The organism is Prochlorococcus marinus str. MIT 9313 (genome assembly GCF_000011485.1).
Classification (GTDB): Bacteria; Cyanobacteriota; Cyanobacteriia; order PCC-6307; family Cyanobiaceae; genus Prochlorococcus; species Prochlorococcus marinus_D.
This window is the reverse complement of sequence record NC_005071.1, coordinates 762,969-777,824: the sequence shown is the minus strand read 5'-3', so window position 1 is coordinate 777,824 and position 14,856 is coordinate 762,969. Positions and strand designations below refer to the sequence as shown.

12 protein-coding genes are annotated in these 14,856 nt (G+C 48.0%); 5 read left to right on the top strand and 7 right to left on the bottom strand.

Annotation, left to right across the window (positions count from 1 at the left end):
- Nucleotides 1–59: 59 nt before the first annotated feature.
- A complete protein-coding gene (locus tag AKG35_RS03745; RefSeq protein WP_011130095.1) occupies nucleotides 60–1,259 on the bottom strand; it encodes a cysteine desulfurase family protein in 1,200 nt (399 codons plus the stop codon).
- Nucleotides 1,260–1,450: 191 nt separating this feature from the next.
- A complete protein-coding gene (gene dapF, locus AKG35_RS03740; protein ID WP_011130094.1) occupies nucleotides 1,451–2,362 on the bottom strand; it encodes a diaminopimelate epimerase in 912 nt (303 codons plus the stop codon).
- 17 nt (nucleotides 2,363–2,379) lie between these two features.
- On the opposite strand from dapF, the gene AKG35_RS03735 reads away from it, so the two are divergent.
- Nucleotides 2,380–2,601 (top strand): Hfq-related RNA-binding protein, encoded by a 222-nt coding sequence (locus AKG35_RS03735; RefSeq protein WP_041384325.1) that lies wholly within the window; start codon nucleotides 2,380–2,382, stop codon nucleotides 2,599–2,601.
- A gap of 57 nt (nucleotides 2,602–2,658) precedes the next feature.
- Nucleotides 2,659–5,295, top strand: a complete 2,637-nt coding sequence (leuS, locus tag AKG35_RS03730; RefSeq protein WP_011130093.1) for a leucine--tRNA ligase — start codon at nucleotides 2,659–2,661, stop codon at nucleotides 5,293–5,295.
- Between the two features lie 6 nt (nucleotides 5,296–5,301).
- Here the strand turns inward: leuS and AKG35_RS03725 are convergent, their stop codons facing one another.
- A complete protein-coding gene (locus AKG35_RS03725; protein ID WP_041384970.1) occupies nucleotides 5,302–6,900 on the bottom strand; it encodes a glucose-6-phosphate isomerase in 1,599 nt (532 codons plus the stop codon).
- Between the two features lie 87 nt (nucleotides 6,901–6,987).
- On the opposite strand from AKG35_RS03725, the gene AKG35_RS03720 reads away from it, so the two are divergent.
- Complete coding sequence (locus AKG35_RS03720; protein ID WP_011130091.1) at nucleotides 6,988–7,800, top strand: hypothetical protein; 813 nt, start codon at nucleotides 6,988–6,990, stop codon at nucleotides 7,798–7,800.
- Here AKG35_RS03720 and AKG35_RS03715 read toward each other — a convergent pair.
- Both AKG35_RS03715 and AKG35_RS03710 read right to left on the bottom strand, forming a co-directional pair.
- Nucleotides 7,792–8,730, bottom strand: coding sequence for an N-acetylmuramoyl-L-alanine amidase (locus tag AKG35_RS03715; RefSeq protein ID WP_011130090.1), 939 nt, complete (start codon nucleotides 8,728–8,730; stop codon nucleotides 7,792–7,794). The genes AKG35_RS03720 and AKG35_RS03715 overlap by 9 nt on opposite strands.
- Nucleotides 8,712–10,409 (bottom strand): PDZ domain-containing protein, encoded by a 1,698-nt coding sequence (locus tag AKG35_RS03710; protein ID WP_011130089.1) that lies wholly within the window; start codon nucleotides 10,407–10,409, stop codon nucleotides 8,712–8,714. Before AKG35_RS03710 ends, AKG35_RS03715 begins: the two co-directional genes overlap by 19 nt.
- Nucleotides 10,410–10,644: 235 nt before the next feature.
- On the opposite strand from AKG35_RS03710, the gene purN reads away from it, so the two are divergent.
- Nucleotides 10,645–11,367: a phosphoribosylglycinamide formyltransferase gene (gene purN, locus AKG35_RS03705; RefSeq protein WP_011130088.1), complete on the top strand. Its 723-nt coding sequence runs from the start codon at nucleotides 10,645–10,647 to the stop codon at nucleotides 11,365–11,367.
- On the opposite strand, the gene argC is transcribed toward purN, so the two are convergent.
- Entirely contained in the window at nucleotides 11,364–12,470 is a 1,107-nt protein-coding gene (argC, locus tag AKG35_RS03700) for an N-acetyl-gamma-glutamyl-phosphate reductase (protein ID WP_052646217.1), read from the bottom strand. The genes purN and argC overlap by 4 nt on opposite strands.
- Here argC and ribBA point away from each other — a divergent pair.
- Nucleotides 12,351–14,243, top strand: a complete 1,893-nt coding sequence (gene ribBA / locus AKG35_RS03695; protein ID WP_236069651.1) for a bifunctional 3,4-dihydroxy-2-butanone-4-phosphate synthase/GTP cyclohydrolase II — start codon at nucleotides 12,351–12,353, stop codon at nucleotides 14,241–14,243. The two genes, argC and ribBA, sit on opposite strands and share 120 nt — an antisense overlap.
- A 20-nt stretch (nucleotides 14,244–14,263) precedes the next feature.
- On the opposite strand, the gene AKG35_RS03690 is transcribed toward ribBA, so the two are convergent.
- Nucleotides 14,264–14,692: a peptidylprolyl isomerase gene (locus AKG35_RS03690; RefSeq protein WP_011130085.1), complete on the bottom strand. Its 429-nt coding sequence runs from the start codon at nucleotides 14,690–14,692 to the stop codon at nucleotides 14,264–14,266.
- Nucleotides 14,693–14,856 lie beyond the last annotated feature (164 nt).

Genomic DNA, 14,856 nt, shown 5'->3' with positions numbered 1-14,856 from the left:
CAGCGGGAAGAGTTTTTATCACAGGCTGGGGTGGATGATTTAAGGATTAGAAGTAAGGCTCATTCTGGCGATGCTGCTGCAATCATGGCCTGCTGCAGAAGATCAGGGATCTGATCCAACTGTGTTTCGTCTAACCATGAACCCAGAGAGAAACGTAATCCTGACTGAAGCCACTCTGGTTTGATCTGCATGGCCTGCAGGACAGCACTGTTTTTAGGTTGCCCTGCCATACAGGCACTACCGCTACTTGTTGCCACGCCAAGTCGTGAAAGTTCTCGCACAACAGCTCTACCAGAGATGGGCTGGTCATCTCCTGATCCCACAAGCATGGATATATGGTGAGGCAAACGATTGATTGGATCGCCGGTGAAGTGAAGTCCAGGAAAATTCTGCAGGTTGATTCTTAACGAGTCACGCATTCGTTGAACTTTCACCTGATCGGCCAGCTCAACATCAGCGCACTCTGACCTGGATAGTTTCAATTGTTCGAGGGCCATCGCCATCCCTGCTGCTAAGGCGACAGATTCAGTACCAGCCCGAAGCCCCTGTTCTTGGCCACCACCACCCTGCAAAGGTTGTAAAACATCTATCAATTCAGGTCTTAATAGAAGCAAACCAATTCCCTTAGGACCCTGAAACTTGTGTGCTGATGCGCTAAGTAAGTCTATTGGCAGATCAGCCCAATGCAGTAGTCCCTGACTAAGAACTTGAGTGGCATCAGTGTGAAAAACAATGCCCCTTTCCCTACAAGCTAAGCCAATCGTCTCAATCGGTTGAATGGTACCGACCTCACTTTGCCCCCAGATGATTGAGACCAATCGTGTTGGCGCAGCAAGCATCAGATCTAGATCCTCAAGTGTGACGCGACCTAGTGGATCAACAGGCCAGTAACACACCTCCCATCCCTCACGCTTGAGGGCCTGAGCTGCAGCAAGAACAGCAGGATGTTCTACCGCTGAAATCACTAGACGGCCCGACTGCATGGAACGAGCCATGCCCAAAAGGCCTAAATGAATAGATTCTGTAGCTCCCGAGGTCAAGACCAGCTCGGTTGAGCTAGCCATTAGGCATGAGGCAATCTTCTGACGACTGCGTTCAAGTAATTCAGCAGCGATCAGACCTGGGCCATGAAGACTCGAGGGGTTACCCCAGGCACTCTCCTGAACTTCCAAGATGCGTTGAATCACCTCTGGTCGAGGCGGAGTCGTTGCACAAGCATCCAGATATATTTCAGATGGGCACGAACTAGAACTGTCCATCCTTTCCTAGACCGATGCGAGTGTGATGCCCAAATGCATCAAAAGCAGGAGCGATCAAGCTCTCTAACAAGATACTAGTTAAACAATCATTCACCATTTTAAGGGAATCAACCTCAGGGTTGTTATCTTATCCAAGATAGGAGTCTCTATAAATTCAAGAGCTATAAATGTTTGTAGACTATTTGATGTCTTCAAATAATCTGATCATCTTGAGGCAAGACCTCAGCATGACTTGGTGAGAGAAGAGGTGTTAAAACCCCGTCAAAGATAGGTTCAGCGGGCCCCGTCATAAAAACAGAACCCCTACGTCCTGGCCAACTGATCTGTAATACACCACCTGGTAAAAGAACCTCCGCATGGTCATCAGAAAGACCTAGCAAACAAGTTGCGACAAGAGATGCACAGGCTCCTGTACCACAAGCCAGGGTTGGTCCCGACCCACGCTCCCAAACGCGAATTTCAAGTTGATTCGGGCTGTGTATCTTCAAGAAATGAACATTTGTCTTGGCTGGGAAGGCGTGATGTTTTTCAAGTCTTTGTCCCCAATTTTCAAAGGGGATATTTTCAAGATCTTCAACAGGCACGATCAAGTGGGGATTACCCATTCCTACTGCTGCAACATGCAATGATGTACTACCCAAGTGGCACTCGCCCTGGGGCAATCCAGCAGAACCGATTGTCAGAGTGGTAGGTATCGATTCTGGATCTAAGAATGGAGTTCCCATATCGACGCAAATTTGTCCATCTTCCTGCAAAACTGGACAAATTATTCCTGCTAGGGTTTCTATGTTCCACCGCTGAACACACAAATCTCCTTCGATATCAGCTAAGAAACGTGTTAAGCAACGGATGCCATTGCCACACATCTCGGCCAGGCTGCCATCAGCATTGAAAATTTGCATTCTCAGATCACCATCAGCCCTAGGTGGTAAAGCAAGAATCAGCCCATCAGCTCCAATCCCGAAGTGTCGATCACAGATTTTTCGTACCCAGGCTGGATCAGGATTGATCACTTGTTGAGTCAGCTGATCCTCACGCCCATCAATCAGGAGGAAGTCGTTGCCGAGTCCCTGATATTTGCTGAACTGCAACATAACCAGCATGTAACGATCCCAATCCTATGGAGCCCCCCCCTCTCAATCCCAGCCTTCCAGGGATTCGTCTGATTCAGAGTTGGGTTAGGGACGAGATCCCTCTCAGTCTTGAATTAGCTGATGGGCTCCGATTGGAAGGCCGCTTGCTTTGGCAGGACCCGGAATTCCTTGCCCTGGAACGGCCTGGATCGAGTCAACCTGTACTGATTAACCGTCGGGCTGTACTGATAATTCGTCCACTGGGCTAACTCAACTCCCTAGCGTCATCTTGTTATGGCACGATCGAAAGTTGGTGAAACTTGTACGTGACGGAGTCTTTCCCCTCAACGTCTGCCTCCAGCCAATCCTCAGCTCGATATGACCCTATTGAGCTTGAAACGCGTTGGCAAAAGGAGTGGTTACGACAAGGATTAGATCGAACGCCAGTCGCAGAAACTAACCAGAAACGCTTTTACGCCCTATCGATGTTCCCTTATCCATCAGGGAAACTTCACATGGGCCACGTACGCAATTACGTGATTACCGATGTGATTGCCAGGGTGCAGCGCATGCGAGGTGATGCGGTACTTCACCCAATGGGATGGGATGCCTTTGGCTTACCAGCTGAGAATGCAGCCATCGCCAGAAACGTAGATCCAGGTGATTGGACAGACCAAAATATTGCCCAAATGAGGGCCCAGCTTGATCGACTGGGTTTGTCGATTGACTGGGACCGGCAACAGGCGACTTGCCATCAGGACTATTACCGCTGGACCCAGTGGTTGTTCCTTGAACTTTTTGCGGGTGGATTGGCTTATCAGAAGGAAGCGACAGTCAACTGGGATCCCGTCGACAAAACTGTTCTGGCTAATGAACAAGTCGATGGCGAGGGTCGTTCATGGCGGTCAGGCGCTCTTGTGGAACAGCGACAACTCAAGCAATGGTTCCTGCGAATCACCGACTATGCCGATGCGTTAATTGATGACCTTGATGAATTGACTGGTTGGCCCGAGCGTGTCCGCACGATGCAAGCCAATTGGATTGGTCGCTCTCATGGTGCTGAGATCAAGTTCAGAGTCGCTGGTGTAGCCAACTCAATCATCACGGTCTTCACAACAAGGCCAGACACACTTCACGGTGCAAGTTATGTGGTTTTGGCACCTGAGCACCCTTTGGTGGAATCCCTAACAAGTCCGGAACAACGTCTTGCCGTTACTGCATTCTGTGACCTTATAAGCCAACTCAGCGTCAAGGATCGCACCGCTGAGGACCAACCAAAACGTGGGGTCCCGATCGGTGCACAGGTGATCAATCCAGTCAATGGTGAATCACTACCCGTTTGGATTGCCGATTACGTATTGGCTGACTATGGCTCAGGAGCCGTTATGGGAGTACCCGCTCATGATGAGCGGGATTTCATCTTTGCTCGCAGCCACGAACTACCGATACGCATTGTGGTGCAGCTGCCAGATACAGACGAGCATCACAATGATGGACAAGCCTGGACCGGGGCCGGAGTTCTTGTAAATTCTGGAGCCTTTGATGGTCTCTCCACAGAGGAAGCGAAGGTTGCGATTACAACCCATGGAGCTTCTGAGGGTTGGGCTCAAAGCAAAGTGCAATACCGTTTGCGCGATTGGCTCATTTCTCGTCAGCGCTACTGGGGTTGCCCGATCCCAATCATTCACTGTGCAAGCTGTGGAATAGTTCCTGTTCCGCAAGAGGACCTACCTGTAACCCTTCCTAGGGACATAGATCTTTCAGGAAAAGGAGGATCCCCCATAGCGCAAGAACAGGCTTGGGTTGAGGTTAAATGTCCTATTTGTGGTGAAAAAGCTCACAGGGAAACAGACACGATGGACACCTTTATGTGTTCTTCATGGTATTACCTACGTTTTGCTGATCCACTCAATAGTCAACGTCCATTTGATAAAGATATTGTTGATGAATGGTTGCCTGTTGATCAGTATGTAGGTGGTATTGAACATGCAATCCTCCATCTCCTATATGCACGCTTTTTTACAAAAGCACTCCACGATAGAAACCTCATTGGCTTTAAAGAACCATTTAATCGATTACTTACTCAAGGCATGGTTCAAGGGCTTACCTACCGCAATGCTAAAAATGGCAGTTATATTTCTCCTGAACTTGTTAGTGATGATAGTGATCCGAGGGACCCAGAGTCTGGAGACAGACTAGAGGTCCTGTTTGAAAAGATGTCTAAATCAAAATATAATGGCGTTGATCCTGCCGTTGTAATCGATCGATACGGTGCCGACACCGCTAGAATGTTCATACTTTTTAAAGCGCCACCAGAGAAAGACCTGGAATGGGATGATGCAGATGTTGAAGGTCAATTTCGTTTTCTGCAACGACTTATTCGTCTGATTGATAGTTTTGCATGGCCTAAGACTGATGGTGAGAATGCCTCCATTTCTTCGGCAAACTTGATCATAGATTCAGCTGATCTCAGTGAAGAAGAGATCAACATGAGAAGAGCTACTCACAAGGCGATAGAGGCAATAACTGAGGACTTAAGTGGTGACATTCAATTGAATACAGCCATCTCCGAACTCATGAAGCTATCCAACTCGTTGAGTGGAAAACTAGACAAGGTACGTAATGAAGTGGCTGCAGAGGCTCTTTCAGTTTTAGTTCGATTGATGGCACCCTTTGCTCCTCATCTTGCAGAAGAATTCTGGCTGAAGCTTCATGGGCATGGAAGCATCCATCAACAATCCTGGCCTGTAATCGACCCAAGCGCACTTGTTCTCGAAACGATTGAGCTCGTCATTCAAGTCAAAGGGAAGGTACGTGGAAAAATCCAGGTACCTGCTAACGCAGACAAAAAGACATTAGAAGAATTGGCCTTAAACAGTGACATCGCCGTCAAATGGTTAGAAGGTCAATCGCCTAGACGGATCATCATTGTGCCAGGCAAGTTGGTGAACCTAGTGCCATAGAAATGATCAGCCTTTGCTGAAACGTAGTGAAGTCGGAATTCCCCAATCACCTTCAGCAACATAACCACGCTTATTCGCAGTTAGATGCCTCATGATCCAAAAGATGGCTTCTTCTGACCCATCTCCAATCACTTGATGGATCTCTCCAGCTGAACGTTCGACACCATCAGCAAGCAAGTCTTCAACTCTAGACTGCAAGTTAAGGATGGCAGCGGCTGCTTTCTTACCTGATTCAACTCCAGGCTGGTGATACGCATTAATATTGACAAGTTCACCATATAAACCAACTGCCCTCTCAAACAAAGCAACTAATGCGCCGAGTCGACGAGGATCAAATCGACGCATCGAAATGGTGAGGCTCTGACGACCTCCCTGGCTGAGCGCTGCGCGAGTGCCTTGCAGGAAGCCATCGAGAAAATCACCTGGATGCTCATTGTTGATCGCCGGTATGTTCTCAACATCCTCAAGCACCTCAATAAATGTGGCGAAGAAATTGTCAACACCATCGCGTAATTGCTGCACATAAGCATGCTGATCAGTTGAACCCTTGTTGCCATATACAGCAAGGCCTTGATGAACAACATTGCCATCCCGATCTAGACGCTTGCCTAGCGACTCCATTACCAGCTGTTGCAGGTAACGACTAAAGACCTCAAGGCGATCTCTATATGGAAGAACAACCATGTCACGACGCCCAAGCCCATCTCCTGCAACAAACCAAGCAGCGGCCATCAAAGATGCTGGGTTGCTGTGCAGATCAGACACACGTGTGGCCTCATCCATTTGGGCAGCACCAGCAAGAAAAGCGCGGATATCACAACCAATCAAAGCTGCCGGCAAAAGGCCAACAGCACTCGTGATGCTTGTTCTACCGCCAACCCAATCGAACATGTCAAAACGCTTAAGCCAGGATTCCTTCTGTGCAAGCTGATCTAACTGGCTATTGAGCATCGTCACGGCAACGGCCTGTCCAGCCCAATGACCTCCCATCGCTTCGAGGCGTTGACGAGCCTGCTCCATGCCGAGGTGTGGTTCAGGAGTTGCACCAGATTTACTGACGGTGACCACCAAAGTCGTGCTCAGGGCATCTCCAAGATTGCCAAGAACGCGACTCATGCCATCAGGATCCACATTGTCGAAAAAATGGAATCGCAATCCCTGCTCTGCATTCTGAAGAGCACGAATCATTAATAAAGGTCCTAGGCCACTGCCTCCAATCCCGATCCAAAGCACATCGGTGAACTTTTTGCCATTGGGGGCTTTGATGAGGCCATTGATCACATTGCTGCCAAAGGTCTCAATCAGGTCAATTTCCTTGGCAATGTGATCACAGACCTCTTGATCAGGCGCCAGCTGCGGCTGACGCAGCCAGTAGTGGCCAACCATCCGTTGTTCATCAGTATTAGCGATAGCTCCCTGTTCCAAAGCCTGCATGGCCTTGAAAGCCTGATCAAAGCGTGGCCCTAGCCGTTCAAAATCTTCTGCATTGATATGCATTCGGCTGATGTCCAGCCAAATTCCAAGATCGTTGTGATGCCAAAGCAAATTGTTAAAGCGCTGCCACTGAACATGGGCATCGCTGGCGCTGAAATCCGGGAAACTCATCAGCTGATGCACGTCGCTCACAGCTCGAAACGATCCACGATCAAAATGCCTGCTCATTTTCTCAGACACTCAGGCTAACCTCGCGCGATGATCAAGACTCTTTTCGGACTCCTACAAACACTCAAAAGAGGTCTTCGACTAACCGACTTTGTAGTCCTGGCTTCGCTTTTCTTGGTTCTCATGACAGAGAATTATGGCCGGCAGGCAAGCCAGACAAGTCAATCACCACCGCTGAATATTGCAACCGTTAATCACCTTGATCCAACCGATTTCAGAGCAGAAGAGCTCAGATATCTTCAAAAACGTTTCGGGGTACATGGCCCTCAGACGCCTTTAGCTCAGTTGTTCACACAAGGAATTGATCACCTCCAGCCACTGCGAGCTCAGACAGTCAATCGACTGGATGAATTAAAACCTGTGATCGTGCGCGAGTCCAAGCGATACCGCGTCAACCCAATGCTGGTCACAGCGATCCTCTTTGATGAAATTCAGCATTCAAAACCAGGCGAAAACATCCCTTTTGTGGCTCATTCCGGTCTATTGAAGACCCATGGGCCAGCCCAACTAGGCATCTCTGAACTCATCCATCAAAAACGTTTGCCTCAGCATCCAACGGCAGAACAAATTTCAAGTGCTCGTAATTTACTTCTCAATCCAGAATCTAATATTGAGTTACTTGCAGGAAAGATTGCGCGTCTAAAGGATGACTTAGGCTTACCTTCTAATGCCTTAATCCAAGCTAGTCGCTCTTATAAACATGCCAAGGCGATCGCCACACTGGCTTATCTTCATAATGGCAAGCTTGACTATCCCGCAAGAATTCTTCGTTATATGCAAGACCCTGAACTACATGGTCTGATTTATTCCCAACGTTCTTCAGCCCAGCTGCCCTTAATCTGAGGGATTGCTACTTACACAAAGATAACCAATCGCCGCTAGTCTTCGCTGTAGATTTGACCAATCAAAACTACGGGGGTCTGATCGCTCACCTGCTAAATCAACATGCTGATGAGTAGTGATATTTTCTGGGGGAATATTGAAGCGATCCATCCAATCTGCTAAGACTAGAGCAAGAGAATCATATTGTTTGTCGCTATAACCACTATGATTTAGATAGCCATTGCGACCATCCCATGGTGTCTCTAGGCTCAAATGCAAAGCGAAGTTATTGACGGATCCCTTAAAGCGTGGATTTGTCACAACCCACTCACCAAGAAAAGCAGAATTTCCTGCTCCATATGCTCTATTAAGTGGGTCTACAACATCAATGATTTGCCCATCCAATGTAATCAATGTGTGGTAGCTAACTTGATCTTCATCCTTGCGATGATAATCTTTAAATGCATAGAGTGCAGATTGATACGAATCGGTAGTCTCATGTAGAATTACGACACTAGGAGTCGGATCAACTCGACGGCCATAAAGATCCCAGCGATATCTTTTGCCATAATTCGATGAATCAATAACTACATAATTGCGTTCAGTTGCCAATTGCTGTTGACGGTGGTTAAGACGTTTCTTAAGTCCTTGATCGATATCAGAGCATTGCTTAGAAAGTGGAGATGACCATGATAGTGCTCGCGGCGGCTTTTGTTGACTAGTTGATGGAAGGTCATTTGACTTTTGATTGTCTTCTTCAGAGACTTGCACAAGTCGTTCTAGACGGCTTTGGAGACTTTGATTTAATTTTGACTGATCATCAGGAATGCTATTCTTTGTATACCTGGTGAATATTATCAAACCACTTATTGAAAATATGATTATGATTAGGAATCGTTTAGTTTTACTCCTAATAGACATAATCAGAGTGGTTAAATAATCTGAAGCCATCGATCCCGTAGATTGCTTAACTCAGATGGTGCCTCAGAATCAACAATAATCTCCCAGTGATCGACTTGGGGCAAACCACTCGAAAGTGCTGTTTCACTAAGTCGTCCTCGCCTTGAAAAAGTGATGGATACAGGCTCTTCATTGGAGATAAGTTTGTATAAATCATCGACCTTTCGCAATCGAAATCCGCCGACGGCAAGCAATTCATCTCCAACTACAAGACCTGCATGATGGGCTGGACTAGATAGAGCAACTCTTGACACGTAAACAAGCCCCTCTCGTTCAACTAAAGTAAGACCTGTTTCTCTTTTGTTTGAATATCTCTCTTCAAACCTCAGTCCAAGATCTGCAACTATCGAAGTCAACGGGAGAGAGTCAGGTTGATCAAGCCATGCATCAACCTCATTAGCAGTATTGGGATCGAACTTGGCGATGGCAGCTTTGATGTCTAACCTGGAATAACCTCGATGACTACCCCCAAACTTCCGCCAAAGGTCACGGAGTACTTGCGTTAAAGACGAGTTTTGCTTGCGTAGGCGAACATCCAGGCAAAAGGCCATCGCAGCACCAAGCCTGTAGTAACTGACCTGTGAATCGGCACTGGCCGGTGTTGCTTTATACAATTTCACCCAGGCTTCACGTGAACTGTCTGCCAGGCTCTGTACTTGACGACCTGGGTTGATTAATAGAGGTGAAAACTCTAGAGATAAATCTTTTAGTAATGTTGTGCGATCGCTCAGCCCAGCAAGGAATGGCAGGGTGAGGTCAAGGTAGCTAGTGATTCCTTCGGCAAACCAGAGTCCATCACTTATCACAGCTTGAGAATAATCGTAAGGTCGATATTCCCTGGGTCGAAGACGTCTCACATTCCATTGATGCAAATACTCATGCCCTATCAATTGTAGGAGCTTCCGATAGCCATCAGGCTCAGTTAATGCCCGCCAGGAATAATGCAAAACTGCACCATAATCATGTTCAAGACCGCCATAACCCGCTTCTAACATATGAATCACTAATTGGTAGAGATCTCCTGCTGGTGGAGGTTCATCCATTAGACAACAGGTAGCTTTACAAATAGCGCTGACATCATTCACAAGGTTTGCTGGCCATCCCATAGGAGGATCACCTATGCAGAGAAGTTGATGAGAATTTTTTTTGACAACAAAGGGCTGAGAAACGAAACAGCCAGCATGAATAGGAGCATCAACAAGATGATCAAAATCCTTAGCCCAGAGTGGTTCCTCTCCAGCGAGTGGAACGTAGGCATTCCAACCCGCTGGCAGGGCCAAGGTGAGGCAATGAGGAGTCCAACGTTGACCATCGATTTCCATCACAGCTGCCGCAAGACAAAGGGATGCAAACTCCGGATCTAAGTAGCAGGTGCGCACTGTGAGCTGTCGAGCCTCAATGACATAGCCAAGGGTGACAAGATCAAGAGTGTCGAGATCAGCCTTCCAAGCACTTGGGCCGATCCGTTGCACTTGACAATCATTTGAGGCTTGAGAAAGGCTCAGACTGTGGAGATACTGAACATGGTCTCTAATGGTGTATGAGCCTGGGGTCCATATCGGCAAAGACCAGCTCTGACGATGTGTTCTTGGCTTCCATTTCAGGCTGACCTTAAAGGTCTGACTTGCCTTGTCACAGAGATCAAGATGGACTTCAACAACCTCGACCACCTCACTCAACCTCAAAAACAAGCTCAGACGTTATGCAACAACTGTAATGGCCCTGGAAAAGGGTATCTTGACGGAAGATGTTCTTGATCATGGCTTTGAGCCATCTGAAGGCTTGACTTTGTCTAAAAAGATCATGGATCACAGCAGGGGTTCCAATTGGATGCTGCACATAGGAATTAAGTTGTGAATTGGATGTGCTTAGAGCATGTAGCTGGTCTTCTCAATCGTCAACAAGATGAACAACTTAGATAAAAAGGAGATTTGTCTGACCAGTGCTGCTTCGAATCCTCTTCAGAACAGTTGCTATGAAAAGGATGCGAAGCGATCGCTGATCTGGCCACCCCTCCAGGCCAGCCCAAAATTCAACCCTCGCTTAAATCTTGGCGTGATGGCATCAGGGAATGGCAGCAATTTTGAAGCCCTGGTTAAAGCCATTCAAAATTCTCAACTTGATGCTTATATTTCCATATTGGTGGTTAACAACCCTAATTGTGAAGCAAGTCTCCGGGCCAAACGGCTAGGTGTGCCTTGTGTCATCCACGATCATCGCGAATTCAGTAGTCGAGAAGAACTGGATAAGGCCTTGGTAAAGACATTCACTAACCATGCTGTAGAAGGCGTGGTGATGGCCGGCTGGATGCGAATCGTCACCCCAATCCTGATTGCTGCTTTCCCGAATCGCCTTATTAATATTCACCCATCTCTGCTTCCTAGCTTTCGCGGTTTAGATGCGGTTGGGCAAGCACTTAAAGCGAGAGTTGCTATCAGTGGTTGTTCCGTTCACCTGGTTACACCTCAAGTAGATGACGGTCCGGTGCTTGCGCAAGCTGCAGTGCCAGTTTTGAGCTCAGACGACCATCAGAGCCTCAGCAAAAGGATCCAGCGCATGGAGCATCAACTGCTTCCATTATCTGTTGCTCTTGCAGGCCAGAATTGGAGAAACGCAGCTCAAAATTAAGGGTAGAAGGTCAGTAAAGACATCCCTGTGGTTGGTGGTAATCCAGCCATCAGGTTTAGACATTGAACCCCTTGACCAGCTTGGCCTTTAATCAGGTTGTCAACAGCGCTCATCAAGACAAGCCGGCTGTTGCGGTTGTCGACCTGAACAGAAAGAACAGCTTTGTTGGAGTACTTCACCCACTTAGTCGCTGGATACGTTCCCACAGGAAGAACATCGATGCAGGGATGATGTCGATAGACCGCTTTAAGCACAGTTGTGCAATCCTCAGCGGTCAATCCAGGATCTCTCAAACGTCCATAAACCGTCGCTAGCAGTCCACGCACCATCGGTACGAGATGGGGTGTGAACTGAAGCTCAATCGGCTGTCCGGCAACCTCACTAGCAAGTTGTTCGATTTCTGATGTATGTCGATGTCCTACCACGCCATAAGGCATGATCGACTCCGAGGCCTCTGCCAGAAGAAATTGTTCTTTGGCCACCCTCCCTCCACCAGAGGTGCCAGTTTTTGCATCGATAATCAAACCATCGTTTTCGATCAATCCCTGCTTTAGAAAAGGCAGCAAGGGCAACAAACTTGCGGTTGGGAAGCATCCCGGTGCAGCGACAAGATTTGCAACTGCAATTTCAGGTCCCTTCCATTCAGGTAACCCATAAACAGCCTCTCTACAAAGCTGAACATCATCTCGATTGAGGTTTTGAGCTTCATGGACATAAACTTGTTTCCATTGTTCCAGTGAGCGATAGCGAAAGTCAGCAGAGAGGTCTACAACCCGAACATTGCGTTTCAGCAGTTGCGGTGCTAATTGGCAGGCAAGTCCATTGGGAAGGCTGAGGACTGCGTAATCGGCGAATTCAGCGATCTTGTCAGGATCGGGAGATTGAACTTCAGGATCATCAAGGATGGGTAAAAAAGGGCAAAGCTCACTCCATCGCCTGCCGGCACTTCGTTCGCCGCCCAGGTAGGTCACATGGAGGTGGGGATGGTCCTCAAGCAATCTGATGGTTTGAAGACCGCCGTAGCCCGTAGCGCCGATAACCGCTACTCGGCTGCCTCGAACCTGAGAAATGTCAGAGGCTGGAGAGCGAGGGGGACTTTCCATTGCCTTCATCGGACGCCGGCTGATCGTACTGGTGTCGATAATGAACCCAGTACGTTCATCCCTAAGGCCCTGAGGACATCTCCTATACCCGCTGAATCGGTCGAGATCCGCTTCGACGAAATTTCTGATGCACTTGCCGCGATCCGAAACGGTGAATGCGTTGTGGTTGTTGATGATGAGCGCAGAGAAAACGAGGGCGACCTAATTTGTGCTGCTCAGTTCGCTACGCCTGAGCAAATCAATTTCATGGCCACAGAGGCTCGTGGTCTGATCTGCCTTGCGATGCAAGGCAGTCGCCTAGATCAACTTGACCTGCCGCTGATGGTTGATCGCAACACAGATGCCAACCAAACGGCTTTTACCGTAAGCATCGATGCAGGGCCTGAAAAAGGGGTTTCTACCGGTATTTCAGCGGAGGATCGAGCGCGCACGATTCAAGTGGCCCTACATCCGGAGACTCGTCCAAGAGACCTACGCCGCCCAGGACATATTTTCCCCCTTAGAGCGAGTCAAGGAGGTGTTCTCAAAAGGGCTGGACATACAGAATCCGCCGTGGATTTGTCACAGCTGGCAGGGCTTGCTCCAGCTGGCGTGATCTGCGAGATCCAAAACTCAGACGGATCAATGGCAAGACTGCCGCAATTGCAAAACTATGCGCGGCGTTGGGGACTCAAGCTCATCAACATCGCCGATCTGATTCGTTACCGTCTTGAGAACGAACGCTTTGTATACCGTCAAGCCACTGCCGATTTACCAAGTCTCTTTGGCAGTTTTCAGGCAATCGGCTATTTAAATGGTTTGGATGGATCGGAACACATTGCTCTTGTCAAGGGCGATCCACGAAAACTGAAAGAACCAGTTTTAGTGCGCATGCACTCCGAATGTCTTACGGGAGATGCTTTTGGATCACTGCGCTGCGATTGTCGCCCCCAACTTGAGGCAGCGTTAGCTCGCATCGAACAAGAAGGTGAAGGCGTGGTTGTTTATCTCCGCCAGGAAGGTCGCGGCATTGGACTAATTAACAAATTAAAGGCCTATAGCCTTCAAGATGGCGGTCTAGACACTGTGGAAGCCAATGAAAGTTTGGGTTTCCCTGCAGATCTGCGCAACTATGGGGTTGGTGCTCAAATTCTCACTGACCTTGGCATCCACCGTTTACGTCTACTTACAAACAACCCACGCAAAATTGCTGGACTGGGTGGATATGGCTTACAAGTCGAAAGTCGTGTCCCCCTAGTGATCTGTCCTGGAGATCACAACGCCGCTTATTTAGCTGTTAAGCGGGAAAAACTTGGACACTTGATTGATGCTGGCAAATCAGAGAATAAAGCTCCAGAAGTTGGACCTTTTGTTGTGGTTGCCTGGGACGGTGAGGTGAACGGAGAGACGTTGGCTAAGCTGAGGACCCGTGCACATGATTGGGCCAAAAGCAATGAACTTGAGCTCATAGCAGAAAGCTCACCCCGTCTACTTGCTCTATGGGATCGCCCCCTTTTTGTATGGCGTGTATGTCCACGAGTCAAAACCTCTTCTGAGGTTTCATCAGATCCACTTAAAAAAGCATCGCTGGAGTTACTGCTTCAAGAGTTGATTCAATGGTCAGGGAGCCGTCGAATTGGTCTTCTGCGTACTGACCGTGCTGAGCAAGCAATGCATCCTCCTCAGGATCTAAAGAGAGAAGAGCGTTCGTTGGCAACACTATTTAAAGATGATTTTTCACCACTAAAAGATTGGGATGCCACGAGCTTTCCCAATCTGATCCTTTGGTCGTGAAAGAGACCAACTGTATATTTTCAATTCTCTTGAATGGTTACTTTATTGATCCTAGAGCCGTTCTTTAAGGCTAAGACCACATCCATGTTGGCAGCCTGACCGAAAACGGTATGCACACCATCGAGATGAGGCTGAGCATCATGGACAAGAAAGAATTGACTTCCACCAGTGTTCTTTCCTGCATGAGCCATAGAAAGAGAACCGGCGAGATGCTTTTTGCTATTTATTTCACAATTAATCGTATAGCCAGGCCCACCGGTTCCAGGCATGCCCTTTGCCCCCTCACGAGTATTTGGGCAGCCACCTTGAGCCATGAAACCATCGATCACACGATGGAAAGACAGGCCGTCATAAAAACCCTCCTTAACCAGCTTTGTGAAATTGGCAACCGTGTTGGGAGCATCATCATCAAAGAGGTCCAACTCAATCAAACCAGCATCAGTGTCCATCAGGGCCTTGGTCACAGTTGGATGCTCAAAAAAATAGTCTAGTCAGTTAAGCCAACTTTCGCGACATCTCTAGAAATATTAATTGAATCAAAGTAATAGTATCAATTTTATAAACAGCATTCAACAAGGATGGTGCGATTCATGGGAAAGCTGTGTATGCCATT